Here is a 26,361-nt window from a genome sequence, read left to right on the forward strand (position 1 = left end):
CTTGAGCTTGAGGAAATTATTGTTATGTCGACTGAGAACAGCAGCACTCCAGTTGTTGGTGAAATTCCCAACTTATTGATTACACCAACAGCACAAGAGTATTTAAAGGATCTACTGGATAAACAGAACACCCCGGGTATTGGTGTGCGTGTTTTTGTAGAGCATCCGGGTACTCCTCGCGCTGAATGTTGCATGGCCTATAGTGCACCTGATGAAGTTGTACCGACAGATTATAAGCAGGAATATCCTGATTTCCCTGCTTTTATCGACTCGCCATCTATTCCGTATTTACTCGATGCCGTGATTGATTACAACAAAGACCGTTTTGGCGGTCAGTTGACTTTCCGTGCACCGAACTCCAAAGTGCCACGCGTAGGTCCAGATGCATCAGTAGAAGAGCGTATTACCTATGTATTACAGTCTGAAATTAACCCGGGTCTGGCAGGCCATGGCGGTAACTGTGCACTGGTTGAAGTTAAAGAAGACCCTGAAAAAGGTTTAACCGCTGTACTTAAATTTGGTGGTGGTTGCCAGGGCTGTTCAGCGATTGATATCACTTTGAAACAAGGTGTTGAAACCACATTAAAACAACATGTACCAGAGTTAATGCATGTCGTTGATGAAACGGATCATAGTCAGTCTGAAGGTGCGTATATGAAATAAGCTGTTCTATATAACAGTTTATTTATCGCATTTTAAAAACCTCGAAATTTCGAGGTTTTTTTATTTCTGGATTAAAAACAAGTGAATGTTAATGATAATAATTATCAATAGTAATTGCATTCAATTGAAAAGCTGTTACACTTCGCAACCGAATAAACATGATCTCTTCATAAATATTGGGGCGCGCAAGGTATGAATAACCCATTCTTAAAAACAACTTTGGCATTTGCTGTATTTACAGCTATGGCGGGAAATACATCTGCAGTAGAAGCTGTTGTTCCACAGGCGGAAGCGACTAAATTGCAAACGATTGTGGTGACCGCAACAGGTTATGAGCAAGATTTGGCTAAAGCACCAGCTTCCATTACCGTGATTGATCGTGAAGAATTAGATAAACGTGAATATAACGACATTACTGATGTACTGCGTAATACGCCCGGGGTAGTGGTTTCAGGTGCAGGTTCTGCACAGACCATCAGTATTCGTGGTATGAGTTCAAACTATACTTTGTTTCTGGTCGATGGTAAGCGTCAGTACGGCAAGGATGTCAATCCGAATGGAGACGATGGAGGTTTTGAGAAAAATATTCTGCCACCTATTTCAGCAATTGAACGTATTGAAGTGATCCGTGGTCCAGCTTCTACACTTTATGGTACAGATGCCATGGGCGGTGTAGTGAATATTATTACCAAAAAAGTGTCGGATGAATGGTCTGGCAATGTTGAATTGGGAACCACGATTCAGGACAGTAGCCGTTCAGGTGATATTAAAAATGCTTCTGCATATCTTGCTGGTCCTTTAATTGCAGATAAGCTTGGTTTGCAACTGGCAGTCAATAAGCAGGAACGTAATGAAGACCGTTATGTTGGCGGTTTTCGTGGCACGGAACGTGAAAGCTTAAATTCACGCCTGACTTATGCCATTAATGATGATCATGATGTACAAGTTGAAGCTAATTTCGTGCAGCAGGAATCAACTACGTCTGTAGGGGAAACGGTAGCACCTGCTCAAGGTGCTGCAGATTCGTTTTCGCGCAATTATCGTAATGTTTATTCATTAACCCATAATGGCCGTTATAGCGATAACTTAGACAGTTCATCATATATTCAATATGAAAATTCAAAAAATCCGGATCGAGGCAATACGGAACTGGGTACCAAAGGAATTACCTTGGATACCTGGACTGCTAACAGTCAATGGAATTTGTTATTGGGTGACCATACTTTATCATTTGGTGGATATTTTAAAGATGAAAAGCTCGAAGATAAAGCCACTAACCGTAATCCGAATTCACCTGAGTTTAGTGAATTGACGCGATGGTCTGCTGCAGCATTCTTGGAAGATACCTGGAGCATGACAGATCGTTTCGATTTAACAGCCGGCCTACGTTATGACCATGATGAAAACTATAGTGGTCATTTATCACCACGTCTGTATGGGGTGTACGCTGTAAATGATAATTTTGTGGTAAAAGGCGGTGTAGCTACAGGTTATAAACAACCTGATATTCGTGCAGCCACTGAAGGTTTCTATAGTGTTACCGGTGGTAGCGGTTCACCCTTAGCAACAGGGCGTGGCATCATTCGTGCGAATCCGGATTTAGAACCTGAATCGAGTCTATCTACTGAACTGGGCTTCAACTGGAAAAATGATTATATCAATACATCGCTGACTGGCTTTATCACTAAATATGAAGACCGTATAACAGAAGTTCGTGCCTGCGAAACCGATACTGATGGCACCACAACAAACCGCAATAATTGGCAGAATTGGAAATGTTTCGAAGGAGATATTCCATTTTACTTTATTAGTGAACGGATCAACGTGGATGAAGCAGAAATTCGTGGTGTAGAAGCAACGGTAGAAGCCAGTCTGAATGATTACACGACATTGACTGCTAACTATACCTATACCGATTCAGAGTTTAAATCGGGTGCTTTTAAAGGCCAGCCACTGAACCAGATGCCAGAACACATGTTTAATATTGGTGTGGATTATGAGCTAAATGATGCACTCAATGTATGGAGCCGCTTGCACCACCGTTCTGAAACCTCTGCTTACTTGAGCCGTACATCTATGGCTCAGCCAAACCCAGGTTACCAATTTGTAGATGTCGGCTTTAACTATAAATTCAGTCCGAATCTAACAGGTAAATTTGGTGTCTATAACCTACTGGATGAAAAAGCTGAAGATATTGATGGTGATCAACTATTGGATGGTCGTCGTTACGGTATCAGTCTGAATGCAAAATTCTAAGCAAATGAAAATATAAAAAGCCGCTTTATAGCGGCTTTTTTATTTAAATCTTAAGAATTTTCAAAGTATCTTCATGATAATAAAATTGTTCCAGATATTTGCGTGCACGCTCACGTAAATGGCCTTGAGAAACCATCTGCTGGATTACCGGACTGAGCAGTTGCTGCAATTCATTCTGAATTAGCGCTTCATCAATATTCAGATCACGTAATAACTGATCAAAGGTATGTTCCTGATTGCGGACATACCAGGTATGAATTCCGTCATGCACTTGCTGCTGCAGATAGTCTGTCTGACGTATATGATCCCAGATATCATGACCTAAGCCGACCGTCTGATTCAGGTCCTGCAGCTCAATATAATTCTTCAAGACCGATACTGGCATGTCTTTGATTTTATGCCAGAGATTGGCCTGAAAATGATAGAGTTTTTCATCGTCAAAATGCTGGTTCAGCACATGCTCACTCATCTGGCTGAGCTTTAGAATGTTCTTTTGCAGATAACGTGCAATGGTGCTATCGAGGTTGGTATCGGTAACATTTTCCAGTACCGATTTGCCCATTTTCATAAAGCGGGAAACCCCGGGTACGCTTTTGGCAATCATGGAGTTATCCAGATAATCCTGAATGGAATGCTGGATCAATTGGGTAATCATGGCGGAAAATGCCGGATTATTCACTATGGTTTTAATCAGACGCTGCCGATGGCCACTTTTACTGGCCACATACTGGGCGATCTTGTCTACGGTCAGTACTGGAATCAGATCGGCAATCGTGGTGGAATCATTGGTCGGATGCACCAGGGCAAAACGGATATGCTCGGCAATCTGTTCAATCAGAAAGCTGCTGGCGGCAGTACCCAGAATCTGTTTTTGTAAAAGCTGGTTGATCAGTTCACAACTCCACAGCTCTTTCAGCGTCTGTTTACGTAGCCACAAATAAAATGCATGAAACTCGCTTTGAATCGTTTCAGATTGAGAAAATGCCTGATCGAGAAAATCAAGTTGAGCATCGATCAACTGCTCAATCATCGGGTGTTTCTGCATAGCATCTCTGAAACTTAATTTAAAGGAATGAGTTTATCAGCAAGCGGGTTTTTTAGGGTCTGCGTCTTGGCCAGAAAAGGCAAATAATGTTGTGCAACCTGTTTTTCTGCTTCAAGAATCGGCATATGCCCGACATTATTTAAAATCACTGGCTTCTCGGCACGTTTCAGCAGGGCATGTAGCTCTTTGACTACTTCGACATTAATGATCCGATCCTGTCTGCCCCATAAAATCAAGGTGGGTGCTTCAACCGTACGCGTCAGGCGGGCAAAGGTTTCCGGTGTATAAATCCGATTTAGCATCACCACCTGATCAATCGATTTGCTGGTTTGTTCAGCGCGTGAAATCAACAGTTTTTCCTGTGCATGCCGTAACTGATAAGGAATCACTGGCGGATTCTGCATCAGCTGTTTGGAAACATCTTGCAGATCACCGGGTTTGCTGACGATCAGGTCTTTTAAGGCTTGAGGATCTTTGGTATAGGGAGTATTCCCCATTTTGTAAAGACCAGCACTATTGATTAAAAAAAGACTTTGCGTATCGAAAGGATATTGTGAAGCATACACCGTAGCAATCGATCCACCCAGAGAGTGCCCAGCAATATGTAAATTCTCGTCCACATTTAAGGTTTCAATAAATAGACGTAATTGGGAGGTCACATTGGGCACAGAAACATCAAAATTGTCCGGAACTTTGGTGTCACCGTTGCTCGGCAGATCCGGAATAATGACATGATAATAGGGCGTCAGAAACTGGGCGACCTGGTTCCAGTTGTCGCGCGTGCCTGCCAGACCATGAATCAGTAGAATAGATGGTTTGTTCTTGGCACCGCCTTCGCTATAGCTCCAGGTGACCTCGCCAATTTTGAGGGTCTTGGATTTGAGACCGGCAAGGCTGCGTTCTTGCAACAGATGCTGCTGCAAGACTTTGGCAGATGTTTCATTTTTCTGGCTAAACAGTATTTGAGCATGTGTCAGGCCCGGTAATGCCATGCTTAAGGCAACCAAGCCTGAACAAATCATTTTCGAGCGCAATTTTATTATTTTCTTCATTGGCCATTCCCCAAAACAAACCCAGTGAGCAAATTGCTCAATCAAAATACTTCCATGTTATAAATTTGCAATTTTCATTCAAATAAAAACATTATTCTTCATTCTATTTTAAATCAATCTTTGCGCTTGTCACCCATTAGTTTTTTGCTAGGTTGCATTAAATGACTGGAAAATGTGATGTATTACGCATAAATTCCCTGCAGAAATGAAATTAGATAAATGCTAAAAATTTAATCAGCTAAGATTTTTTGCAAGTGACATTCAAAAAAACTGGCAGTAAGATATTGCAACTAAAACCATCGGTGATAGAAAAGAATGCTCACAGCTCAAGAAGCTTTAGAACGTCTTAGACAGGGTAACCAACGTTTTGTCAGTGGCGATACCACGCATCCAAAACAACTTAGCCACCAACAGCGCGCAGAAATGGCAGAGGATCAGAATCCGTTTGCGATTGTCTTGGGATGTTCAGATTCGCGCGTTCCAGCCGAAATGGTTTTTGATCAGGGTCTCGGTGACCTTTTTGTGATTCGTGTTGCAGGTAATATTGTTGCACCTTCACAGGTCGGCAGTGTTGAATTTGCCGCGGCACGTTATGATTGCGCGATTGTGGTGGTGTTAGGTCACAGTCACTGTGGTGCGATTAAAGCCACTATTGATACTTTAATGTGTCCGGATTGCCCGCCATCGGCAAACCTGATGTCGATTGTGAACCGCGTACGTCCTTCTGTTGAAACCTTAATGCAGACTGAACTGAAAAATGACTTGGCAAAATTATCCAAGCATGCAGTACGTTCCAACGTATTTGCTTCGGTGAATCAGTTGCGTCATGGTTCGGCCGTTCTGGAAAACCTGATTGGACAAGGAAAATTAAAAGTCGTGGGTGCTGAATATTCACTGGAAACTGGTGAAGTGACCTTCTTTGATTTCTAATCACGATTCATCTAAATACATTCTAAAATAAGTTAAAGGCGCTTTATAAAGCGCCTTTAATGTATGGATAAGCATTATTTAACAGGATCGTCTGTGCTTTGGCATTTGGGTGAATCAGATCCTTTTGCATCAGGGTTTTATTACCGGCGACACCTTGCATAAAGAAAGGCAATAACTTCACCTTATATTGCTGACTCACCACTTTATAATTATTTTCAAAAGCCTTGCTATAGGCCTGCCCGTAATTAGGCGGCATTTTCATGCCAAATACAATGACCTTAGCCTTGGCTTTCTGGCTCTGCTGAATCAGACTGGCTAAATTTTTTTGAATCATTTGTGGTGGTTGTCCACGCAAGCCATCATTGCCACCTAACTCAATGACCACAAGGTCTGGACGATGCGTCTGCAGCAATTTTGGCAGTCTGGCCAGTGCTCCGCTGGTGGTTTCGCCACTGACACTTGCATTGACCACTTTATGCTGTTTCGGATACTGTTGCTCTAAACGCTTTTGTAATAAATGTACCCAACCTTGCTGGGGCTGGATACCATAACCTGCACTTAAACTATCACCTAAAATCATAATCGTCTTTGCTGAGACCCCAAGAGGTAACAGGCACAGACTGAGCACAAAAAAGTAAGGCAATAGCCGAGTTTTCTGATTAAGATCTTTCATATAGGACACGTATGATTCAAAGCAGCAACGATTCGACCATCATGCCACAGGCTATTATTTCTGCCCAGAAATTGACACAAAAGATACAACTTTCACAAAAACAACTCACCATTTTTGAGGATCTTGATCTGGATATTCAGGCCGGAGAACAAGTGGCTATTACCGGTCGTTCCGGTTCCGGAAAATCCACATTACTGGGTATTCTAGCGACACTGGATCAGGCAAGTTCAGGTCAGCTTATGGTCTGTGGTGAATTGGTGTCAAGTCTGGATGAAGAACAGCGTGCACTGGTGCGTTTGAAAAATATCGGCTTTGTATTTCAGTCTTTTCAGCTGTTGCCGCATCTGACTGCACTTGAAAATGTGATGCTGCCACTGCGCCTGCAACCCGATTTTAAATATGCAGAAGCCGAGCAAAAAGCCTTGGCACTACTGCATAAAGTAGGGCTGGATCGACAGGCGCAGCAAACCCCAAAAGTATTGTCCGGGGGGGAGCAGCAACGTGTAGCCATCGCTCGTGCACTGGTTAGTGAACCAAAAATCATTTTTGCCGATGAACCCACGGGTAACCTCGACGGCGAAACTGCCAAAGAAATTGAACAACTACTCTTTCAACTGAATCGGGAACTGGGGACGACTTTGGTGCTGGTCACGCATGACCGCAAATTGGCGCAGCAGTGTCAGCGGCATTTTGAACTGCTGAATGGCGAGCTGATTGAACATCCGAATGGAGGATGAAATGAATCCATTATTTCGTCCTTTACTGACGCAAAGCTTTAAAACGACCGGGATTTATCTACTGATTATTGCCTTAACGCTGGCGATCAGTGCGACTACTGCACTCAAGTTTAGTAACGAGCAAATCCAAAATGCAGTCGCCTTACAGGCAGCAGAAATGCTGGCTGGTGATCTGGTGCTTTCAGATAATGAGCCTTTGCCAAAGCAGTGGCGTGATCAGGCCAAGCAGCTGGATTTAAAGCAGTCAGAAGTCACTTTCTTTAGCAGTATGGCCTATACCGATGCGCAGTTTGTGATGGTCAATGTCAAAGCCATAGATCAGGCTTTTCCTTTGCGTGGTGAACTGCGGGTGCAACCGGCAAAAAAATCGATTCAGTCTGGTGAAATCTGGCTCAGTCCACGAGCCATGGATTTGCTCAAAGTCAAACTGGGGGATCAGCTCAATATTGCCGATGCGGCGTTTAAAGTCACCGCCAAGATTGAACAGGACTCCAATCAGGAACTTGGATTTTCCGGATTTTCGCCGACCGTAATTATTTCCCAGGCAGATGTCGCACGAACCAATGCGATTCAGGTAGGGAGCCGGATTGAATATCGCTTACTCATGGCTGGCCGTCCAGACGATACCCACCAATATGAAGCCTTATTCAAGCAGCAGGTCAAGTCAGCAAACGGCTCGGCTGAAACGCCAGCGGAAGTGCAAGGGCAGGAGTTTGAGGAGCAAAGCAGTCTCAGGTTACGCAATGCCAGTGAAGGCAATACCCGCTTGATGAAGCCAATCGCCAATCTGGACACTTTCCTGCAACTGGCCAATATTCTGACCATTCTATTATGCGGGATTGCCATAGCCTTAACCGCACAGCGTTATGTGCAGCAGAATCAGGATCATATTGCCTTGATGCGTTGTATCGGTGCCACCAAGCAGCAGATTCTGTCGGCTTATCTGGCTTTACTCGGGATGGTGCTGTTAATTGCGATGCTAATTGGTACCGTGGTCGGGATCAGTCTGGGTTATGGACTGTTGCAATTGATGTTGCAGCTGATTCCAAATTTGCAGATTGAATTTTCAGCCCTGGCAATGTTGCTCGGACCATTGCCAGTCGCGATGCTGACCAGTGCCGTGGTGTTACTCGGCTTTGTCATGCCAAGCTTGTTGCAATTGCTGAATACCCCGCCAATTCGGGTGATCCGCCAGCAGGAAAAATCAGTGCAATCCATGCTGTGGATGCTGCTGACTGGAACGCTCAGCCTGATTATTTTTAGTGTGATTTTGACTGAAAACTTGCTGCTGACCGCCTGGGTGATTGGCGCGATTATTGTGTTATGTGCGGTGCTGTATCTGACGGTATGGGGGATGTTGAAACTGCTGCGGAATATGAAGTTGAATCTGTCAGCCTATGTACGCACACCTTCTCAGACTGCTTTGCAGATTACGGCTTTAGCCTTGGGCTTGAGCCTGATTACAGTATTGGCAGTCTTGCGTACTGATCTGCTGGATCGCTGGCAGCAACAGTTACCGGAAGGTACGCCGAACCAGTTTGTTTATGGTTTACCGCCTTTTGATATGCCAGACCTGAAAGCTCAACTTGAGCAGAATGGCTGGAAAAGCACGCCACTGTATCCAAATGTCCGTGGGCGTCTGGTCGCCAAAAATGATCAGCCTTTTGCCGAGGAACTGGTGAAAAGCAGCAATACCTTAAGACGTGAACTGAATCTGACCCAGTCAAATAGCTATCCACAAGATAATGTGATTGTCAGTGGTGACGCGGTATTAAAACAAGTCGGCACCGTATCGGTCGAAGCCAATACTGCGGAAGAGCTAGGGATCAAGATCGGAGATAAACTCAGTTTCAGTCTGCCAGAAGGGATACTGGAAGCTAAAGTCGTTAATCTAAGAACCGTCGAATGGGAAAGTTTTAGCCCGAATTTCTTCTTTATCTTTGCACCGAATAGCATGGATGCCAATGCCGGCAGTTATCTGGGCAGTTTTTATGTCCCGGAAACAGATAAAGGCAAACTGGTCCCTGTGATCCAGCAATTTTCCAACACGGTGTTTATTGATGTCAGCCTGATTCTGGAAGAGATCAAACGCATTGTGAATGTGCTGGTGCAAATCGTGACCATTCTGGCAGTACTGGTCAGCATTTCCGGTTTTCTGGTACTGATGGCCTGTCTGAACCTGTTGATGGATGAGCGCAAACGTGAAGTGGCTTTGCTTCGATCATTCGGTAGTTCCAAGCAGAAACTGAAAACCATGATGAGTCTGGAAATTGGTTTTATTGGGCTGTTTGCCGGAATAGTTTCCTGCCTGTTTGCCGAAGTGATCAGTGCGATTGCCAGTTATAAAATGGATTTAATGATTCAGCCGCATTGGGAAATCTGGATTATCTTGCCGATCTTTATGACCACTTTATGTGCGCTGATTGGCCGTTATCGCCTGAGTTATCTGTCAGAGATTCCACCCTTACAAAGCTTGCGTGAGATGAATCAATAAGATTCATCTCCGTGATTTTTAAACTGGCTGAGAGTTAAAGTTTTAGTTGCTGTTGCATCATTTCCAGAATCTCTTGCCACAGTGGGCGAATGGGTTCAATCAAGGCCAAGTTATGTTGATAAAGCAGCACACAAAGGCCGAAACCAATCAGCAAGGCAATCAGATTGAACAGGTGACTACGCTGCATTTTTTGACCGATGTACCATAACAAGGTGAGAAAAGCCCCCATCAGCATGCCGCCAATATGTGCGGCATTGTTAATTCCGCTGATCATAAAGCCCAGCGCGAGGTTTAGACCCATCACCATCACCAGGGTTTTTTTATCCAGGATAAAACGTTGCTGTGGCAGCATCGGCAATAAGGCCAGCACCGTCAGTGAAGCCCCGAGTCCCATCACGGCACCGGATGCGCCGGCACTGACTGCAGGCAATAAATCGGGATTGGCCACACCGCCTTCAATCAGGTTATAGCTGTCTTGAATATTCATATAGCCACTGAGCAGGCTGCCCATTAATCCGGCACACACATACAGGCCAATAAAATACATCCGGCCAAACAGTTGTTCGGCAACACTACCAAAAATATACAAGGCCCACATATTCAACATCAGGTGAATCAGGCCAAAATGAAAAAACATGCTGCTAAACAAGCGCATGGGTTCCGCTAAATAGGTTAAAGGTGCATAATCGGCACCCCAGAGAATAGCGTCTCGGGTACTCGGCTGGCTAACATCCATGCCATGCATGGCTTGCCAGCCAAATAATCCAACATTGATCCCGATTAAAATGGCGGTGATCCACCAGAGATGCATTTCAAGTTTGCGATGTTCGACAGGGGGAGAGTATTCAGACATGCTATTTTTTTGCTGTGATTGTATATTTCGAATAAGCTTAACACGAAAAATTAAATTTTCAGGAGTAACGCACTGACATGAAAGCCTTTCTGATCCGCACGATGCTCGTCATCGTCAGTGTGATTCTGCTGGTTCAATTGTGGATCTTTGCCAGTCTGGCCTGGTGGCGAACCAATCCGGTGAACACCACCATGATGATGCGGATTGATTACTGGACAGAACCTTCCAAAGCGATTCAGCATCAGTGGCGTCCCTATGACGAAATCAGCCTGAATCTGAAACGTGCCATCGTCACTGCGGAAGATGGAAAATTTATTCATCACCATGGTTTTGACTGGGACGGAATTCAAACTGCGCTGAATAAAAACAGAAATCAGGGCCGTGTAGTGGCCGGTGGTTCGACAATCTCCCAGCAATTGGCGAAAAACCTGTTCCTCGTCAACAAGCGTTCATTTGTGCGTAAAGGTCAGGAGGCGGTCGCGACCTGGATGATGGAACGCATGTGGTCGAAAGAACGGATTCTGGAAGTCTATTTAAACTCGATCGAGTTCGGAGACAATATTTACGGCGTTGAAGCGGCGGCCAAACATTATTTTGGTAAAACCGCGCAAAGCCTGACCCGGGATCAGGCCATCTTTCTGGCTGCCATTTTGACCAATCCGAAATATTTCCAGGATCATCGCAATTCCTCTGCATTAAATGCACGTAAACGGATGATTCAACGCTATATGCGTTATGCAGAATTACCCTAATTGATGATTTGAAGAGAAAGCCCAATTATTTGGGCTTTTTTTTATGAAATTGTCATCAATTTGAAGCATACTTGGAGCGATAAGCACAATTTTAAATCCGCATAGGTTTGATATGAATACGGCAGCCAGCACAACTTCAGCACAGCCCGAATATACATATAATGATCGTTATATTAATCGCGAACTGTCTATCCTAGACTTCCATTTACGTGTCCTGGAACAGGCTGTCGATCCTTTACATCCATTGCTCGAACGCATGAATTTCCTGTTGATTTTCTCGCGTAATCTGGATGAGTTTTTTGAAATCCGGGTTGCTGGGATGATGGAACAGCTGGATCTGGATAATGAAAGCCGCAGTCCAGATGGCTTGACTCCAAAGCAGGTTTTAGAACAGATTTCTAAGACTGCACATGCTGCCATTGAACGTCAATACCGTATTTTAAATGAAGAAATTTTGCCAAAACTGCGTGAGGAAGATATTTGCTTCTTGCGCCGTGGTGAATTGACCCCAGCACAATCTGCCTGGGTGAAAAAATATTTTCAGGAGCAGGTGGCGCCGGTTCTCACTCCAATTAGCCTGGACCCAGCACATCCATTCCCGAGACTGGTGAATAAATCACTGAACTTTATTGTCACGCTGGAAGGGAAAGATGCTTTTGGCCGTCAGATTGATCTGGCTGTGGTACCTGCACCGCGTTCTCTACCACGCGTGGTACGTTTACCGGATGAACTGACCGATGGAAAAGAACATCATGTAATGCTGTCGGCGATTATTCATGAGCATGTTTCTGACCTGTTCCCGGGGATGACAGCGACTGGCTGTTATCAGTTCCGTGTCACCCGAAATGCCGATTTGGCCTTGAATGAAGATGTGGAAGATCTGGCCAAGGCACTCAAAGGTGAACTCAGTTCACGCCGGTTTGGTCGTGCGGTACGTCTGGAAGTAACGGAAAACTGCCCACAGCATATTTATGAATATCTGCTGAATGAATTTGATCTGGATGAAGATCAGCTTTATAAAGTTGCAGGCCCGGTCAATCTGGCACGTTTGCTGTCTAACTTTAAGCGTCCACATTTACGCTATGACTCGCATACGCCGGTTATTCCCAAAGTACTGAAAAAATCTGAAAATATTTTTAGTGCAATGCAGAAACAGGATATCTTGCTGCATCATCCGTTTGAATCTTTTGCACCGGTCATTTCATTATTACGTGAAGCGGCACGTGATCCACAAGTGTTGGCGATCAAACAGACCTTATATCGTAGCGGACCGGATTCTGAAATTGTCCAAGTGTTGGCAGAGGCTGCCCGCAATGGCAAGGAAGTCACCGCAGTGATTGAATTGCGTGCGCGTTTCGATGAAGAATCCAATATTGCAGTGGCCAATGTCTTGCAGGAAGCGGGAGCAGTCGTGGTCTACGGTATTGTCGGTTACAAGACTCACGCCAAGATGATTCTGGTGGTGCGCCGGGAAAATAACAAACTGGTGCGCTATGTGCATCTGGGCACCGGTAATTATCATGCCGGCAATGCGCGAATCTATACCGATTACGGCCTGTTAACGACGGATAAAGATCTGTGTGAAGATGTGCATCGTATTTTTCAGGAACTGACCGGTATGGGGAAAATGGCCAAGCTGAAAAAGCTGCTGCATGCGCCGTTTACCTTACATGCCCAGTTACTGAACTATATTGATAATGAAATTGCCTATGCTCAGGCAGGGAAACCGGCGCAGATTATTGTCAAAGTCAATGCGCTGACCGAAATGCAGTTGATTAACAAACTCTATGAAGCCTCTCAAGCCGGGGTACAAATTGATCTGATTATTCGCTCGATTTGCAGTTTGCGTCCGGGGTTGCCGGGTCTGTCGGAAAACATTCGGGTGCGTTCAATTGTTGGACGTTTTCTGGAACATACCCGCGTGTATTATTTCAGCAATAATGGCAATTCTCGTATTTACTGCTCAAGTGCAGACTGGATGGATCGTAACCTGTTTAATCGGGTCGAGGCCTGTTTCCCGGTCGAAGATGAAGCCTTGAAAAAACGCATCTATCAACAGGGTCTGTTGAATTACCTGAAAGATAATCAGCAATCCTGGTTATTGCAAGGTGATGGTACCTGGCTGCGGGCACAGCCAAAAGAAGGTGAAAAACCGCATAATGCACAACGTATTCTGTTAGAGCTGTTTAAATAAGTTTAGGCATTTAAAGAGGCTGAATATTCAGCCTCTTTTTTATTCCGAATATAGAATTTAGCTGTTTAAGCTGAGTCTGACTAGTTTTCGATAGATGTGTTTGACTCGGCTATATATCTGATAGTCCTTCATCTCGAGCTGGTTTTGTCGTTCGGCCTGCAATGTATACTGACTTATTACTTTTAGTAACTGCAATTCAGCGAAGTCGAGACAGGTTTTAGCGCTGGGCTGGTGCAGGATATAGTCTGCCAATTCAGTATGAATGTAGGCTCCACCGTGCAAGATAATTTTCAGACTTTCAGCGAACTGGGGTAATGAATCATGATGCTGTATATAGCTATCAGCGCCGGACAACAAGGCTGAATAAATGAGTGCTGTGGAATTCGTATTGAATATGGCAATAACAGGTGTATCTGGGCTTTGCTGTTTCAGCTGACGGATCAAACTGATCTCTGAAGTTGTTGCTGCATGATAAAGAATCAGGTTGGGCAGATGTTCAGTAATCATAGACTGTGCAGACAACATATTGTCCGCATACAGCAGCATATCTGGCTGATAGCCCAGTTGCAGCAGTACGGTCTGGATTTTTAACAGGTCGAGTCCAGTTGGTGAACGAATCACTAAAACTGGTGCAGGCAAAAGGCTAGCCAATAAAACGCGATCCTGTAGATGCTGATAGAGAGCTATACTGTGAATCAGGCAGATGAAAATGCCTATCCCAAAGAATAGTAATTTAGCTGAAATGTAGAGATTCTAAGTTTCTAGGCGGACTGGATGCATTCAATTCAAGATATAAAAAAGGAGCAACATGTGCTCCTTTTTATTATCTATAGATCAGGCAGCATCGTGCTGAGTGATTTTCTGGAAAATCTGTAATAGCACATCAAACTCGCTTTGCAGCGGTGTGCTTTTACGGGTTACCAATGCCAGGGTACGACTTGGGGCTGAATCGATCGCTTTTACCTGAATCTCAGGATTGCCTTTAATCATATTGGTATGGATCGCAATTTCAGGCAGCAGGGTAAAGCCCAGATTTGCAGACACCATTTCGATTAAAGTCGGCAGTGAGCTGGCTTTTAAACGGTGATCATTTTTACGCTCACCAATCGGGCAGGCACTCAAGGCATGATCACGCAGGCAATGACCTTCTTCAAGTAACATCAGGCGAGACAGATCCAGATCTTCTAAAGAGTTTGCTTGTGCAGCATGCTGATCAGATTTTTGGTAAACCAGATACAGATTCTCTTTGGCAATTTCAGCAACTTTCAGACCACGGGTGTCGAAAGGCAATGCCAAAGCCACCATATCCAGGTTGCCATGTTCCAGCTTTTCTACAATCTTTTCACTTTGCGCTTCATGCAGATGCAACTGGATTTTTGGTAATTGCTTATGCACTTCATCCAGCAGCTGGGACAATAGGAAAGGTGCAATTGTTGGAATGACGCCGAGATGTAGATCACCGGTTAAAGGTTCACTCATCTCACGACTTAAACGCATTAGGTCCTGAGCATCGGCCAGTAGAACACGTGCGCGTGCAACCACTTGTTCACCAAGAGGCGTTAAACGAACATTCTGGCGGTCGCGTTCAACAAGTACGCCACCGAGTAAACGCTCCAGCTCCATGATGCCGCCAGACAAGGTTGACTGGGTGACAAAGGAGCGGCGAGCAGCTTCTGTAAAGTGTAGCGTCTCTGACAGTGTTACGAGGTATGACAGCTGTCTTAGGGATGGTAATGCAGCCATAGTGTCCTAATGTTTATGATTTAAAATGATCAGCAAATAATTCGCTAAGATATGGAATAAAATGCGGTGGGATATCATGCCCCATTCCATCAATTAATTCAAATTTAGCCCCTGAAATTGCTTTCGCAACAGCCTTGCCATGGCTAGGAGGCAGCAATCGATCTCGAGAACCATGGACCACCAGGGTTTCTTGTTTGATTTGCTTGTCCAGTTGCAGCAATGAGCCTGTACATAATATTGCTAAAAACTGTTGAAGTACACCAGCAGGATAGTAACTTCGCTTATATAATTTACGGGCGGTCTGCACCGCTTCCAGATGATTGACATAACCTGGTGAGCCGATGATCTTAAACAGTTTCAAACTATGATCAACAATGCCATCTTCATCTGTTGAAGCCGGTTTGTCAATCAAACTAAAGAGTTGCTTAGGGAAGGGCGGTGGCAACATCGGCTGGTTATTACTGGTAAACAGTAAGCCCAGTTTTTTGACTTTGTCCGGATAACGCGCGGCCAGAATCTGGGCAATCATACCGCCCATCGAAGCACCCAGCACATAGACTTGTTCCAGCTGCATTTTTTCAATCAACAGACTGACATCTTCAGCCATATCGTAAAGATCATAAGGTGCACCCTGATTACCCAGACCCAGTACAAAACGGCTCATCATTTTCAGGGTATTCAGGCGTGGACCTTTGTGATGGACTTTTGAAGACAGGCCAATATCACGATTATCAAAACGGATGATGTGATAACCATTGTCAATCAGTGATTTGCAGAAAAAGTCAGGCCAGTACAGCATTTGCCCACCCAGCCCCATAATCAGCAAAATGGTGGGATGTTCCGGATTTCCACCAACCTCGACATGTAGCTGGATCCCATTGCCAAGATCGACCTTGGTTTCATGCATGAACGAGGTATAAGGGGAAAGATTAAACTGTGCTGCGCTGTACATAGTCGCTGTCCTAATTAAAGGATATTTCGTTTAAAAAATATCCTTGCTATTAAACCTCTAAACCGCAGCAGGAATCAAGTCAGGAACCTGTTTGGTCAAGGCCAGACGCTGTTTGGCTGCAGTGGCGCCCAAAAGCACGAAACCACGTAAGGTGCCGTTAGCATCGAGCGCTTTAGCCAGCATGCCATCGTCAAACTCTTCAGTTTCCCAGGTGACATCAACATCAACTGGTGCAGGTAATACCGTTAAAGGTGCAGCAGGCGTTTTGACTGCCACTGGCATAGCCGGATAATGTACAGCGGTATGTTCACCGTTTAAGGTTTTTGCCAAAGCGCGGGCTTGTTGCATGATCGGCATGACATAAGGCAATAAAGTTCCATTGACCTCGGCACAGTCACCTACAGCATAGATGTCGGCTTGGTTGGTTTCCAGTTGTGCGGTGGTCAAAACTCCGCGACTGGTATGTACGTCTGCCTGTTTCGCCAAAGAAATATTCGGCTGTAAGCCCACCGCAGACAACACTACATCAGCGACCAAAGACTGACCGTTGGCCAGCGTGACCAGATAATCCCCATTGTCCGCACGAGAGACTTTTTCGACTGTTGTGCCCAAGACAAAGTGAATGCCGGTTTCTTCAAGATTCTTCTGGAATGCAGTAGCAACATGTTCTGGCAATAAACGGCCAAGCGGCTGAGGCGCTAAATCAATGACGGTAACCTGATGATCGGTATTTTGCAGGTCATTGGCAAATTCACAGCCGATCAGGCCTGCACCTAAAATCACTACACGTTTGTCTTCACGTGCTGCCAGGTTGTTACGGAAAGCTTTATAGTCACTTAAATTGTTGACGACATGAATGTCATCGCTAGCGTCCCCGGCAATCGCCAGACGTACCGGATTGGCACCGATGGCTAATACCAGTTTGCTATAATGTTGCGTACTTTCCTGGCCATCTTTTTCCAAAACCAACTGATGATCTTCCGGATGAATCGCCTTGACCCAGGTATGCTGTTCAATGCGCATATTCAGCTGTGCTGACATTTTAGCCGCATCGCCTAATGGAATTTGTTCAGGCGCTTTATTGCCAGCCAAAGCATTGGAGAGCGTCGGTTTGGCGTAATTGACCGCATCATCCGCACAGATCATCAGCAATTCATGTTCTGGATTGAGTTTACGAAATTCACGTGCTACGGCATAACCCGCCATACCTGAACCAATAATGACGATAGGATGCATAGTTGTTTCCATATGGTAGAGCTCCATGCTGTATAAATGATAGAAGGGCATAAAAAAAGACCATAATGGATATGGCCTTTAACTGGACGTGATTAGACTTCGATCATTTCGAAATCGACTTTAGACACGCCGCAATCTGGACAGGTCCAGTCATCGGGGATATCTTCCCATTTGGTGCCCGCCACGATCCCGTCTTGAGGCCAACCTTCTGCCTCGTCATAAATCCATCCACATACGATGCATTGAAACTTTCTCATGTAACTCTCCAAAACTGAGCAACTGTAGGCGTCAGCTTAAAATCCATAAAAGGCAAGACTCTAAAAGAATATGACTTTTTAACAGTGAACATATTTGGCTAAATTTTTACGCAGTTCTATTCAGAAAGTAAAGTGAATAAAAGCTTAATCAGCGAAATTAGCAGCAGAATAGACGACACATTCCTCATTTATCTGAAAATCACGCCAATCAGCTTTTCTGGCGCAGGCGATTAAAGGATCAAAAGCTGAGGATGGCAAAAATGAGCGTTTATCTTGTGGGATAGACCAAAGTCGTGCAGTAAAAACTTGAGTTTTTAGGTAATTTAGAATCAGTAAAGTCTGGATTAAATATTTTTAAAATAAATCAATATAATAAAATCAATATCTTGTCATTAAATGTCGGGTTTTTATTAGGCAGCTTGGCTTGTCCGCTCTACTCAAATAGGTTTAAAATTCCCATATTCCTTTTCTTTTTTTAAGATCTCCCATGAGCAATTTGTCTACTTCTTTGTGGTCTCACATTCGTACGGTCCAAGATTTTCCAAAACCAGGAATTTGCTTCTTTGATTTGACCCCACTTTTCATGAGCAATATTGGTCCATTGACTGACGCTTTGATTGCCAGCATTCCTGCTGACAAACTGGCAGAAGTAGAAAGCTTTATTGCGGTTGAAGCGCGTGGTTTTGTGTTGGCAAGCTTGTTGGCACAACGTACAGGCAAAGGCTTATTGTTGGTGCGTAAAGCAGGTAAATTGCCACCTCCAGTGGTCGGTGTGGGTTATAGCCTGGAATATGGTCTGGATCGTTTAGAAATGTCTGCGGAAGTTCAGTCCCAGAAAGTAATTATTGTGGATGATGTTCTGGCAAGTGGCGGAACCTTAAAAGCAGTGAATGAACTGGCTCAAAAATGTCAACATGAAGTACTTGGTGCAAGTATCTTCCTTGATCTTCCTGACCTGCATGCTGAATTAGGCCTGGATATCTGGTCAGTATTGGATGACAAATCTCAGCCTGAAGCGGCAGTTGCTTAAGTCATAATTTTTTGTAAAAAAAGCCCCGAAATTGTGGGGCTTTTTTATTGCCTGATAAAATGATCTTCGATTTCCTGAATCAGCGTATTAATTTGCTCAGGATGTTCCAGACGATGATGGCCGCCATCAACTGCCTGAATTTGCATATAGTCTTCAAGTTGTGTCTGAACCGCATGCATATCCAGAATTTCATCGCCCAGTTCAAGATAGGCAAATTGAGGAATGTCATGCTGTAAATCGTGATGCCCAATCGGCGGATAATCATCGCGGAAGTTAGGCTGCAAAATGGGATTGGCCACTACACAGGGAATTTGATACGCCTGTGACATTTTCAGTGCCCAATAACCGCCAAGACTGTGGCCGACCAGAATATCTGGTTTGATGGTTTCAATCATCTCATGATAAAACTCGGCGACCGAACTATAGCTCAGATTTCGGTAATCGACATCGATACAGTACTTGTGTACCACATCAATGGCATGGAACTTGGTGGATTCTCTGGAGGAATCTAAGCCATGTATAAACAAAATCTTAGACATAGTACATTACTCATTTTTATGGGATATGCCATATTGGTTATTTGTTGATTGGCACATCATCTTGAAGCTGAGTGTCATTGTAGAACGTCTGGGTATACAAGGCAGTTAGCTATTGGTCTAAGCCGGAGTTTTGCAGTGCAATGAATTTATATAAGACTTGTCTGGTTTAGACTTTAATCCCAACTGAGAGCAGCTGGGTGCTGCAATAAGTTTGAAGAAAGGGAATTTAAAAGAGTGAAAGACGGGCTGAACCGAATGGTGTAAATAGCAAGATAGTGGATTTTTCCAAAGAAAAGCCGGTTCCTGAGAGTGTTTGCGCTACGATTTGAGAAGGATTTCTGCTATTCTATGCAACTTCTATTTTTTAACTAATCTTATTCGAGGCAGAGATGACGCAAAATAACGCTCAATCGACTTCTGAACAAATCATTTCCGAAAACGATTTAATTGCACAGCGTCATGCCAAGTTAAAGCAAATCGAAGCTCAGGCACAAGAAACAGGTAAGAGCCCATGGCCGAATACCTTTAAGCGTGAGCATTATGCCCAGGATTTACAAGACCAGTTCGCTGATAAATCTAAAGAAGAAATTGAAGCAGGCGAAAAGGTCTACGTCAAAGTTGCCGGTCGTGTGATGTTGAACCGTGGTTCATTTATCGTGATCCAGGACATGACAGGTCGTATCCAGCTGTATGTGGCGCGTAAAGAACTCGCTGAAGATGTGCTGGCTACCATTAAAGGTCTGGACCTTGGCGATATCATCGCAGTCGAAGGTTATATCGGCCGTTCGGGTAAAGGCGATTTGTATGTACACATCGAACATTTTGAATTACTGACCAAATCATTACGTCCGCTTCCAGACAAGTTCCATGGTTTGAACGATACTGAAGTAAAGTATCGTAAACGTTATCTAGATCTGATTGTTAACGAAGAAACACGTAAAACTTTTGAGATTCGTGCCAAAGTCGTAGCGGGTATCCGTGCCTTCCTGACTGAAAAGCGTTATATGGAAGTTGAAACGCCAATGATGCATGTGATTCCAGGCGGTGCATCGGCACGTCCTTTCGAAACACATCATAATGCACTGGACATGTCGCTGTTCTTGCGTATTGCGCCAGAGCTTTACTTAAAGCGTTTGGTGGTCGGCGGTTTTGAACGTGTGTTTGAAATTAACCGTAACTTCCGTAACGAAGGTGTTTCTACCCGTCACAACCCTGAATTCACCATGATCGAATTCTATCAGGCTTATGCAGATTACAAAGACTTGATGGAATTGACCGAGCAAATGCTGGAGCGTCTGGCGATTGATATCTTGGGTACGACTGACGTGCCTTATGGCGATGAAGTATATAGCTTCAAAGGGCCATTCAAGAAAATTTCAATGTTCGATGCGATTCTGGAAAATAACCCGCAATTTACTCCTGAAAATGTCAATGACCGGGAGTTCCTGGCAAAATTCCTTCAGGAAGAATTGAAAGAGCAAGTGAAGCCAGGTTTTGGTCTGGGCAAACTGCAAACCATGGTATTTGAAGAAACCGTAGAAACCAAATTGCGTCAGCCGACGTTCATTACAGAATATCCAGCAGAAACTTCTCCATTGGCACGCCGTAATGATCACAATCCACACATTACTGACCGTTTTGAATTCTTCATCGGCGGTCGTGAACTGGCAAATGGCTTCTCGGAGCTAAATGATCCAATCGATCAGGCTGAACGTTTCCAGGCACAGGTTGCTGAAAAAGATGCTGGTGATGATGAAGCCATGCATTACGATGCAGACTTTGTCGAAGCTCTGGAATACGGTCTTCCTCCAACAGCAGGTGAGGGTATTGGTATTGACCGTCTGGTGATGATCTTTGCCAATGCAGCAAGTATCCGCGATGTGATCTTGTTCCCGCATATGCGTCATAAAAATGCTTAAATGCTGAATTAAAAATAACCCACCATTGTGTGGGTTATTTTTTGTCGATACATCTGAAAGCTTGAGTAAAAAACAACAGTTTAATCGTTGAAAATTAACATAGGAGCGATTATGGTGAAGCAGAAAATAAACTTGAGAATATTCATCCCATGTTGCTAAAAAAACATTATTGAGTGTATTGCTGACTACGCTTGCGCTTCCTGCTTTTGCTCAGGGTCTGGTTCTAAATGATGCAAATTTGCGTGCTGATCTGAACTGGTTAAACCAGCAAGGGGTTATTCAAATCAGTACCTCAACCTGGCCACTGAGTGGGGATGAAATTCAACGAGCCTTATCAAATGCGCAGATCAGCAATACTGTACAGCAGCGTGTAATCGATTCGGTTCTGGCTAAACTAAAGGCAGATAATCAACAGCTAAAATTGGGTGTATTTGCAGAAACCGATCAAAAAAATATTCCACAGGCTTTCGGGGATCAGCAAAAAGCACAATATCAGGCAGCTTTAGAGTTTAATGCTGGCAGTGCGAATTGGGATGCCAAGATCAGGGTGAATGCTGAAAAAGATCCACAAATTGATAATGATCAGGATGTAAATCTTGAAGGTTCTTATCTGGCAGGAAAACTTTGGAATCAATGGTTGATTGCTGGGCAGATTCCAACTTACTGGGGCCCAAGCCATGATGGCAGCTTGATTCGTGGTGATGCCAGTCGTCCAGTCTATGGCTTTACAGTTCAACGTGCAGAACAGACAGCATTTGAAAATAAATGGTTATCTTGGATTGGGCCGTGGCAATATCAGGCTTTTGCCGGTCAACTCGATGACTATAGTGCAGTTCCAGACGCCAAATTGATTGGTTTGCGTGTTACAGCACAGCCTTTACCTTATTTAGAGCTTGGTGCCTCGCGTGCGATTCAGTGGGGTGGGGAAGGACGACCTGAAAGTTTAAGTTCGCTGTGGGATGCTTTTGTGGGTAGTAAAGATAATGGGGGTACAGGTGAACCAGACCCATCTAACCAGATTGCCGGCTTCGATGCGCGGTTAAATTTATTTTCTCTTACCCAAATTCCGGTAGGTCTATATGCTCAATATGTAGGAGAGGATGAGGCTGGGGGCTTACCTGCAAAAAAAATGTATTTGGCTGGAATTGACTATTCTTCCACTGTAAAAAATATGCCATATCAGCTCTACACAGAATGGGTAGATACCCGTACTAATGGCAAGGTTCAAGGTATTTCCTATAACCATACGAATTATACCGATGGATTTTATCAGCATGGTTATCCTTTAGCACATGCTTTAGGTGGTGATGCGCAGATGATTTCCGTGGGTGGAGACATTCGTATTGATTTTATGAACCGCTTATCGGGTCGTATACTTTTTGCTGATGTGAATCAATCGGAACGAGCCGCCGTTAATAATGCTGCTTTTGCTTTTAATGATGAGATTAAAGCACTGGATTTGACCTGGTCACATTATATCCGTCCAGAAATGCCGCTTAAAATTAATGCATGGGTCGGTGATTCAAAGGTAAATGGTCGAGATAGCGGAGTTTCTTTAGGTATCGAAATACCATTAGAAAAAGGCTTGTTCAGTAATTAATTCTTAGCCATGATTAAATCCTGCTTAAACGCAGGATTTTTTTAGCATTTTGAAAAACTATAAACAAAAAAAACGCAATGATTGGGGTTGTCATTGCGTAGAAAAAGGAATGTCTTTCAAAATACTTCATTAACTGTGGAGAGAGTTAAATCTGATTCCTTACTGAATACAATCATAATAGGATGCATTCTCATATGACTCATCAGTATTCATGTTAATACATGTTAAATAAGGTTAAAACTATGAAGATTATGTGGGGATATTTGCATCATTTTTGCGCAATTTTAGCTTAAACAAAAAAGCTCTTCATCAGAAGAGCTTTTAAGAGCAATTTTTTCTAATTAAAAATGGAATACACCGAGGCCAGATTTAACTTCATCCAGTGTCGCCTGGGTAATATCGCGACATTTATCCGTACCGGTTTTCAGGATATCCATGATGTAATCGGGATCTTTAGCCAGTTCAATACGACGCTCACGAATTGGGCCGATCAATTCTTTTAAAATACTTTCCAGACGTTTTTTCACTGTACCATCGCCTAAACCACCACGACGATAATGGGCTTTGAGCTCTTCCAGCTCTTCTTTATTTGGGTCAAAGGCATCTAGATAAGTAAATACCACATTGCCTTCGACCTGACCTGGATCTTCAATACGCAGATGATTCGGATCGGTATACATTGCATTGACGGCTTTCTTAATATCTTTATCTGTCGCATCCAGCACAATGGTATTGCCCAAAGATTTCGACATTTTTGCTTTACCATCAAAACCAGGTAGGCGACCAACATTGGAAAGAAGTGCCTTACATTCTGGTAGCAGGTCATGACCAATTTGACGGTTTAAACGACGCACGATTTCGTTGGTCTGTTCGATCATTGGAATTTGATCTTCACCCACAGGAACAACCGTTGCCTTAAATGCTGTAATGTCAGCAGCTTGAGCCACCGGGTAGCACAAGAAGCCGGCTGGAATATCACGCTCAAAACCACGCATCTGGATTTCAGATTTAATGGTCGGGTTACGCTCAAGACGTGAAACAGTCACAAAGTTGAGATATAGCATGGTCAGTTCATTTAAGGCAGGTAAGCATGACTGAACACAAATTGTGGTTTTAGTTGGATCAATACCGACAGCCAGATAATCCGTCGCCACTTCAATAATGTTACGACGTACTTTTTCAAAATTGTCCGCATTATCAGTTAGGGCTTGAGCATCGGCGAGTAACAAGTGTTGATGGTGAGAATCTTGCAGACCTACACGAGAGCGTAATGAACCCACAAAGTGGCCGAGGTGGAGTTGTCCGGTAGGACGGTCGCCCGTCAAGATCACTGGACGATTATCTTGATTACTCATTATCTATTCCAAAGGGTAGTCAGTACTACAGCTGTATTTTAACGAATGGCAACATTGTACGGCATTCTGTTTTTGATTGTCAGCCAGAAAAAAAGCTGTCGTAAAAAAATCTTATAAATTAAACAAGTGAATACAATATTTTTAAGAATTTTGATTAAACTATCTGGAAAGAAGATAAGGATAATAAGTATGGCGAGCAGTTTATTACTATTATTAGATGATATTGCTACTGTTCTGGATGATGTCGCTGTCATGAGCAAAATGGCAGCAAAAAAAACAGCAGGCGTCCTTGGTGATGATCTGGCTTTAAATGCGCAGCAAGTGACAGGTGTGCGGGCTGATCGTGAATTACCGGTGGTCTGGAAAGTTGCCAAAGGTTCTTTTGTTAATAAACTGATTTTGGTGCCGCTGGCATTATTAATCAGCTTTATTGCAGGCTGGCTGATTAATCCCTTGTTGGTGCTGGGTGGTTTGTTCCTATGTTATGAAGGCGTGGAAAAAATTATTCATACCTTGCATACACCGAAGGCCAAGGACGCGGAACAGGCGCGTGAGCAATTGATTCATACAGAAATGGATTTGCACCAGTTTGAAAATGAAAAAGTCAAAGGTGCTATTCGCACTGACTTTATCCTGTCTGCTGAAATTATCGTGATTACTTTGGGAACGGTCGCCGCAGCCTCGATGCTGACCAAAGTGACTGTTTTAAGCCTGATCGCGGTGGTGATGACCATTGGTGTTTATGGTTTTGTTGCGCTGATTGTCAAACTGGATGATATCGGTCTGCATCTGACTGAACAGCAGTCCGATTTTAAACAAAAAATAGGACGTGGCTTGTTGGCATTTGCCCCGATCTTAATGAAAATTCTCTCCATTGTTGGGACCGCTGCGATGTTTCTGGTGGGCGGTGGAATTATTAACCATGCAATTCCTTTTATTCATCACTTTACTGAAGACAGTGTTGCTTATGTGCAGGATATTCCCAGCATTGGCAACATTGTGGGTGCTGTTACGCCGACCTTGATTAATTTCGCTGTAGGAATTTTAGCGGGTCTGCTGGTCATGCTGGTCATCAGCCTGATTAAGAAAATCTGGCCTAAATCATCAAAAGCTTAAGGTGTGGAAATATCTGGATATTAAGCAGATTAAGAAAAGGAAAAGACTATGCGTTGGAAAGGTCGTCGTGTCAGTAGCAATGTAGAAGACCGTCGCGGTGGTAGTGCCAAAGCTGGCGGAATCAGTATTGTTGGATTGATTGTGGCCTTTGTGGCCTGGAAGTTTTTCGGTGTCGATCCACAACAGGCTTATCAAACCACCAAGCAGGTCACTCAGGGGGTATCGGGTGCGGCAGAAACACGTGGCCTGGAAAATCCCACGCCAGAACAGCAGGAGTCGATTGATTTTGTTGGAACTGTATTGGCAGATACTGAAGATACCTGGAATCAGGTGTTTCAGCAGCAGTTAAATCAGCAGTATGTCCCACCGAAACTGGTGTTGTTTAACGGCATCGTGAATTCTGGTTGTGGTACGGCTCAGGCGGCGATGGGGCCTTTCTACTGCCCGACAGACCAGAAAGTGTATATCGATACGGCATTCTTTAAAGATATGCGCAGTCAAATGGGCATTACTGGAGAACAGAATGCCACCGAACTTTCCCGTAATGATCAGGCGGGGGATTTTGCGCTGGCCTATGTCGTGGCCCATGAAGTGGGGCATCATATCCAGACGATTTTAGGTATTTCTTCTCAAGTACAGCAAGCACGTCAGCAAGCAAGCGAAGTGCAAAGTAATCAGCTTTCAGTGCGTCAGGAATTGCAGGCAGACTGTCTGGCCGGCGTCTGGGCTTACCATAATCATGAGCGAACCCAATTTTTGGAACAGGGCGATGTGCAGGAAGCGATGGATGCCGCTCATAAAATTGGCGATGACTATTTGCAGAAACGTGCCCGCGGGCAGGTGGTGCCGGACAGCTTTACTCATGGCAGCAGCGCGCAGCGGGTACAATGGTTTAATACCGGCTTGAAATCCGGTCAGGTTGCGAATTGTGATACCTTTAATCAAAATATTTAAATGACTTCGAT

Annotated in this window: 23 protein-coding genes; 12 read left to right on the top strand and 11 right to left on the bottom strand. The window is 44.1% G+C overall.

Annotation, left to right across the window (positions count from 1 at the left end):
• Nucleotides 1-24: 24 nt before the first annotated feature.
• Together nfuA and F893_RS06610 are read left to right on the top strand one after the other, a co-directional pair.
• Nucleotides 25-663, top strand: a complete 639-nt coding sequence (gene nfuA / locus F893_RS06605; RefSeq protein WP_004279400.1) for a Fe-S biogenesis protein NfuA — start codon at nucleotides 25-27, stop codon at nucleotides 661-663.
• A gap of 192 nt (nucleotides 664-855) precedes the next feature.
• Nucleotides 856-2,919 (top strand): TonB-dependent receptor domain-containing protein, encoded by a 2,064-nt coding sequence (locus F893_RS06610; protein ID WP_004730308.1) that lies wholly within the window; start codon nucleotides 856-858, stop codon nucleotides 2,917-2,919.
• A gap of 43 nt (nucleotides 2,920-2,962) precedes the next feature.
• Here F893_RS06610 and F893_RS06615 read toward each other — a convergent pair whose 3' ends face one another.
• Both F893_RS06615 and F893_RS06620 read right to left on the bottom strand, forming a co-directional pair.
• Nucleotides 2,963-3,964 (bottom strand): hypothetical protein, encoded by a 1,002-nt coding sequence (locus tag F893_RS06615; protein WP_004730306.1) that lies wholly within the window; start codon nucleotides 3,962-3,964, stop codon nucleotides 2,963-2,965.
• Between the two features lie 14 nt (nucleotides 3,965-3,978).
• Nucleotides 3,979-5,016 carry an alpha/beta fold hydrolase gene (locus tag F893_RS06620; protein WP_004730304.1) on the bottom strand — a complete coding sequence of 346 codons (1,038 nt, stop codon included), beginning with the start codon at nucleotides 5,014-5,016 and terminating at the stop codon, nucleotides 3,979-3,981.
• A 315-nt stretch (nucleotides 5,017-5,331) separates the two neighbouring features.
• On the opposite strand from F893_RS06620, the gene F893_RS06625 reads away from it, so the two are divergent.
• Nucleotides 5,332-5,946 (top strand): carbonic anhydrase, encoded by a 615-nt coding sequence (locus F893_RS06625; protein ID WP_004646264.1) that lies wholly within the window; start codon nucleotides 5,332-5,334, stop codon nucleotides 5,944-5,946.
• 43 nt (nucleotides 5,947-5,989) lie between these two features.
• On the opposite strand, the gene F893_RS06630 is transcribed toward F893_RS06625, so the two are convergent.
• Nucleotides 5,990-6,619, bottom strand: coding sequence for an arylesterase (locus F893_RS06630; RefSeq protein ID WP_004730301.1), 630 nt, complete (start codon nucleotides 6,617-6,619; stop codon nucleotides 5,990-5,992).
• Between the two features lie 11 nt (nucleotides 6,620-6,630).
• Between F893_RS06630 and F893_RS06635 the strand changes: the two genes are divergently transcribed.
• Together F893_RS06635 and F893_RS06640 are read left to right on the top strand one after the other, a co-directional pair.
• Nucleotides 6,631-7,356, top strand: a complete 726-nt coding sequence (locus tag F893_RS06635; protein WP_004730300.1) for an ABC transporter ATP-binding protein — start codon at nucleotides 6,631-6,633, stop codon at nucleotides 7,354-7,356.
• Between the two features lies 1 nt (nucleotide 7,357).
• Nucleotides 7,358-9,850, top strand: a complete 2,493-nt coding sequence (locus F893_RS06640) for an ABC transporter permease (RefSeq protein ID WP_004730298.1) — start codon at nucleotides 7,358-7,360, stop codon at nucleotides 9,848-9,850.
• Between the two features lie 34 nt (nucleotides 9,851-9,884).
• On the opposite strand, the gene F893_RS06645 is transcribed toward F893_RS06640, so the two are convergent.
• Complete coding sequence (locus F893_RS06645) at nucleotides 9,885-10,703, bottom strand: rhomboid family intramembrane serine protease (RefSeq protein WP_004730296.1); 819 nt, start codon at nucleotides 10,701-10,703, stop codon at nucleotides 9,885-9,887.
• 77 nt (nucleotides 10,704-10,780) lie between these two features.
• Here F893_RS06645 and mtgA point away from each other — a divergent pair, with 77 nt between their 5' ends.
• On the top strand, nucleotides 10,781-11,455 hold the full coding sequence (gene mtgA, locus F893_RS06650) for a monofunctional biosynthetic peptidoglycan transglycosylase (RefSeq protein ID WP_004279409.1): 675 nt from the start codon (nucleotides 10,781-10,783) through the stop codon (nucleotides 11,453-11,455).
• Between the two features lie 112 nt (nucleotides 11,456-11,567).
• A complete protein-coding gene (ppk1, locus tag F893_RS06655) occupies nucleotides 11,568-13,649 on the top strand; it encodes a polyphosphate kinase 1 (protein ID WP_004730294.1) in 2,082 nt (693 codons plus the stop codon).
• Between the two features lie 57 nt (nucleotides 13,650-13,706).
• Here the strand turns inward: ppk1 and F893_RS06660 are convergent, their stop codons facing one another.
• From F893_RS06660 to rubA, 5 genes are all read right to left on the bottom strand, one after another.
• Nucleotides 13,707-14,300, bottom strand: coding sequence for a response regulator transcription factor (locus F893_RS06660; protein WP_004730291.1), 594 nt, complete (start codon nucleotides 14,298-14,300; stop codon nucleotides 13,707-13,709).
• Nucleotides 14,301-14,483: 183 nt separating this feature from the next.
• Nucleotides 14,484-15,392 (bottom strand): LysR family transcriptional regulator OxyR, encoded by a 909-nt coding sequence (oxyR, locus tag F893_RS06665; RefSeq protein ID WP_004279412.1) that lies wholly within the window; start codon nucleotides 15,390-15,392, stop codon nucleotides 14,484-14,486.
• Between the two features lie 13 nt (nucleotides 15,393-15,405).
• On the bottom strand, nucleotides 15,406-16,344 hold the full coding sequence (gene estB, locus F893_RS06670; protein WP_004646272.1) for an esterase EstB: 939 nt from the start codon (nucleotides 16,342-16,344) through the stop codon (nucleotides 15,406-15,408).
• A gap of 57 nt (nucleotides 16,345-16,401) precedes the next feature.
• Nucleotides 16,402-17,580, bottom strand: coding sequence for a rubredoxin reductase RubB (rubB, locus tag F893_RS06675; protein WP_034435999.1), 1,179 nt, complete (start codon nucleotides 17,578-17,580; stop codon nucleotides 16,402-16,404).
• 92 nt (nucleotides 17,581-17,672) lie between these two features.
• Nucleotides 17,673-17,837 carry a rubredoxin RubA gene (gene rubA, locus F893_RS06680; RefSeq protein ID WP_004279415.1) on the bottom strand — a complete coding sequence of 55 codons (165 nt, stop codon included), beginning with the start codon at nucleotides 17,835-17,837 and terminating at the stop codon, nucleotides 17,673-17,675.
• A gap of 487 nt (nucleotides 17,838-18,324) precedes the next feature.
• On the opposite strand from rubA, the gene F893_RS06685 reads away from it, so the two are divergent.
• Nucleotides 18,325-18,867: an adenine phosphoribosyltransferase gene (locus tag F893_RS06685; RefSeq protein ID WP_004279416.1), complete on the top strand. Its 543-nt coding sequence runs from the start codon at nucleotides 18,325-18,327 to the stop codon at nucleotides 18,865-18,867.
• Nucleotides 18,868-18,911: 44 nt separating this feature from the next.
• On the opposite strand, the gene F893_RS06690 is transcribed toward F893_RS06685, so the two are convergent.
• Complete coding sequence (locus F893_RS06690; RefSeq protein WP_004730287.1) at nucleotides 18,912-19,406, bottom strand: YqiA/YcfP family alpha/beta fold hydrolase; 495 nt, start codon at nucleotides 19,404-19,406, stop codon at nucleotides 18,912-18,914.
• 389 nt (nucleotides 19,407-19,795) lie between these two features.
• On the opposite strand from F893_RS06690, the gene lysS reads away from it, so the two are divergent.
• Together lysS and F893_RS06700 are read left to right on the top strand one after the other, a co-directional pair.
• A complete protein-coding gene (gene lysS, locus F893_RS06695; protein WP_004730285.1) occupies nucleotides 19,796-21,325 on the top strand; it encodes a lysine--tRNA ligase in 1,530 nt (509 codons plus the stop codon).
• A 178-nt stretch (nucleotides 21,326-21,503) separates the two neighbouring features.
• The gene (locus F893_RS06700; RefSeq protein ID WP_005251277.1) at nucleotides 21,504-22,925 is read left to right on the top strand and encodes a capsule assembly Wzi family protein; all 1,422 of its coding nucleotides are present in this window, start codon (nucleotides 21,504-21,506) and stop codon (nucleotides 22,923-22,925) included.
• 341 nt (nucleotides 22,926-23,266) lie between these two features.
• Here F893_RS06700 and trpS read toward each other — a convergent pair whose 3' ends face one another.
• Nucleotides 23,267-24,280 carry a tryptophan--tRNA ligase gene (gene trpS / locus F893_RS06705; RefSeq protein ID WP_004279419.1) on the bottom strand — a complete coding sequence of 338 codons (1,014 nt, stop codon included), beginning with the start codon at nucleotides 24,278-24,280 and terminating at the stop codon, nucleotides 23,267-23,269.
• A gap of 189 nt (nucleotides 24,281-24,469) precedes the next feature.
• Here trpS and F893_RS06710 point away from each other — a divergent pair, with 189 nt between their 5' ends.
• On the top strand, nucleotides 24,470-25,396 hold the full coding sequence (locus tag F893_RS06710; protein ID WP_004646278.1) for a DUF808 domain-containing protein: 927 nt from the start codon (nucleotides 24,470-24,472) through the stop codon (nucleotides 25,394-25,396).
• 48 nt (nucleotides 25,397-25,444) lie between these two features.
• Nucleotides 25,445-26,350 (top strand): KPN_02809 family neutral zinc metallopeptidase, encoded by a 906-nt coding sequence (locus tag F893_RS06715; RefSeq protein ID WP_005251279.1) that lies wholly within the window; start codon nucleotides 25,445-25,447, stop codon nucleotides 26,348-26,350.
• The last annotated feature ends 11 nt before the right edge of the window (nucleotides 26,351-26,361 follow it).

This window comes from Acinetobacter sp. CIP 102136 (assembly GCF_000369685.1).
Taxonomy (GTDB): Bacteria; Pseudomonadota; Gammaproteobacteria; order Pseudomonadales; family Moraxellaceae; genus Acinetobacter; species Acinetobacter fasciculus.

Bases quoted from the DNA above. Each gene is read 5' to 3' on its own strand.
- nfuA (WP_004279400.1), top strand. From the start codon at position 25: ATGTCGACTGAGAACAGCAGCACTCCAGTTGTTGGTGAAATTCCCAAC.
- F893_RS06610 (WP_004730308.1), top strand. From the start codon at position 856: ATGAATAACCCATTCTTAAAAACAACTTTGGCATTTGCTGTATTTACA.
- F893_RS06615 (WP_004730306.1), bottom strand. From the start codon at position 3,964: ATGCAGAAACACCCGATGATTGAGCAGTTGATCGATGCTCAACTTGAT.
- F893_RS06620 (WP_004730304.1), bottom strand. From the start codon at position 5,016: ATGAAGAAAATAATAAAATTGCGCTCGAAAATGATTTGTTCAGGCTTG.
- F893_RS06625 (WP_004646264.1), top strand. From the start codon at position 5,332: ATGCTCACAGCTCAAGAAGCTTTAGAACGTCTTAGACAGGGTAACCAA.
- F893_RS06630 (WP_004730301.1), bottom strand. From the start codon at position 6,619: ATGAAAGATCTTAATCAGAAAACTCGGCTATTGCCTTACTTTTTTGTG.
- F893_RS06635 (WP_004730300.1), top strand. From the start codon at position 6,631: ATGATTCAAAGCAGCAACGATTCGACCATCATGCCACAGGCTATTATT.
- F893_RS06640 (WP_004730298.1), top strand. From the start codon at position 7,358: ATGAATCCATTATTTCGTCCTTTACTGACGCAAAGCTTTAAAACGACC.
- F893_RS06645 (WP_004730296.1), bottom strand. From the start codon at position 10,703: ATGTCTGAATACTCTCCCCCTGTCGAACATCGCAAACTTGAAATGCAT.
- mtgA (WP_004279409.1), top strand. From the start codon at position 10,781: ATGAAAGCCTTTCTGATCCGCACGATGCTCGTCATCGTCAGTGTGATT.
- ppk1 (WP_004730294.1), top strand. From the start codon at position 11,568: ATGAATACGGCAGCCAGCACAACTTCAGCACAGCCCGAATATACATAT.
- oxyR (WP_004279412.1), bottom strand. From the start codon at position 15,392: ATGGCTGCATTACCATCCCTAAGACAGCTGTCATACCTCGTAACACTG.
- estB (WP_004646272.1), bottom strand. From the start codon at position 16,344: ATGTACAGCGCAGCACAGTTTAATCTTTCCCCTTATACCTCGTTCATG.
- rubB (WP_034435999.1), bottom strand. From the start codon at position 17,580: ATGCATCCTATCGTCATTATTGGTTCAGGTATGGCGGGTTATGCCGTA.
- rubA (WP_004279415.1), bottom strand. From the start codon at position 17,837: ATGAGAAAGTTTCAATGCATCGTATGTGGATGGATTTATGACGAGGCA.
- F893_RS06685 (WP_004279416.1), top strand. From the start codon at position 18,325: ATGAGCAATTTGTCTACTTCTTTGTGGTCTCACATTCGTACGGTCCAA.
- F893_RS06690 (WP_004730287.1), bottom strand. From the start codon at position 19,406: ATGTCTAAGATTTTGTTTATACATGGCTTAGATTCCTCCAGAGAATCC.
- lysS (WP_004730285.1), top strand. From the start codon at position 19,796: ATGACGCAAAATAACGCTCAATCGACTTCTGAACAAATCATTTCCGAA.
- trpS (WP_004279419.1), bottom strand. From the start codon at position 24,280: ATGAGTAATCAAGATAATCGTCCAGTGATCTTGACGGGCGACCGTCCT.
- F893_RS06710 (WP_004646278.1), top strand. From the start codon at position 24,470: ATGGCGAGCAGTTTATTACTATTATTAGATGATATTGCTACTGTTCTG.
- F893_RS06715 (WP_005251279.1), top strand. From the start codon at position 25,445: ATGCGTTGGAAAGGTCGTCGTGTCAGTAGCAATGTAGAAGACCGTCGC.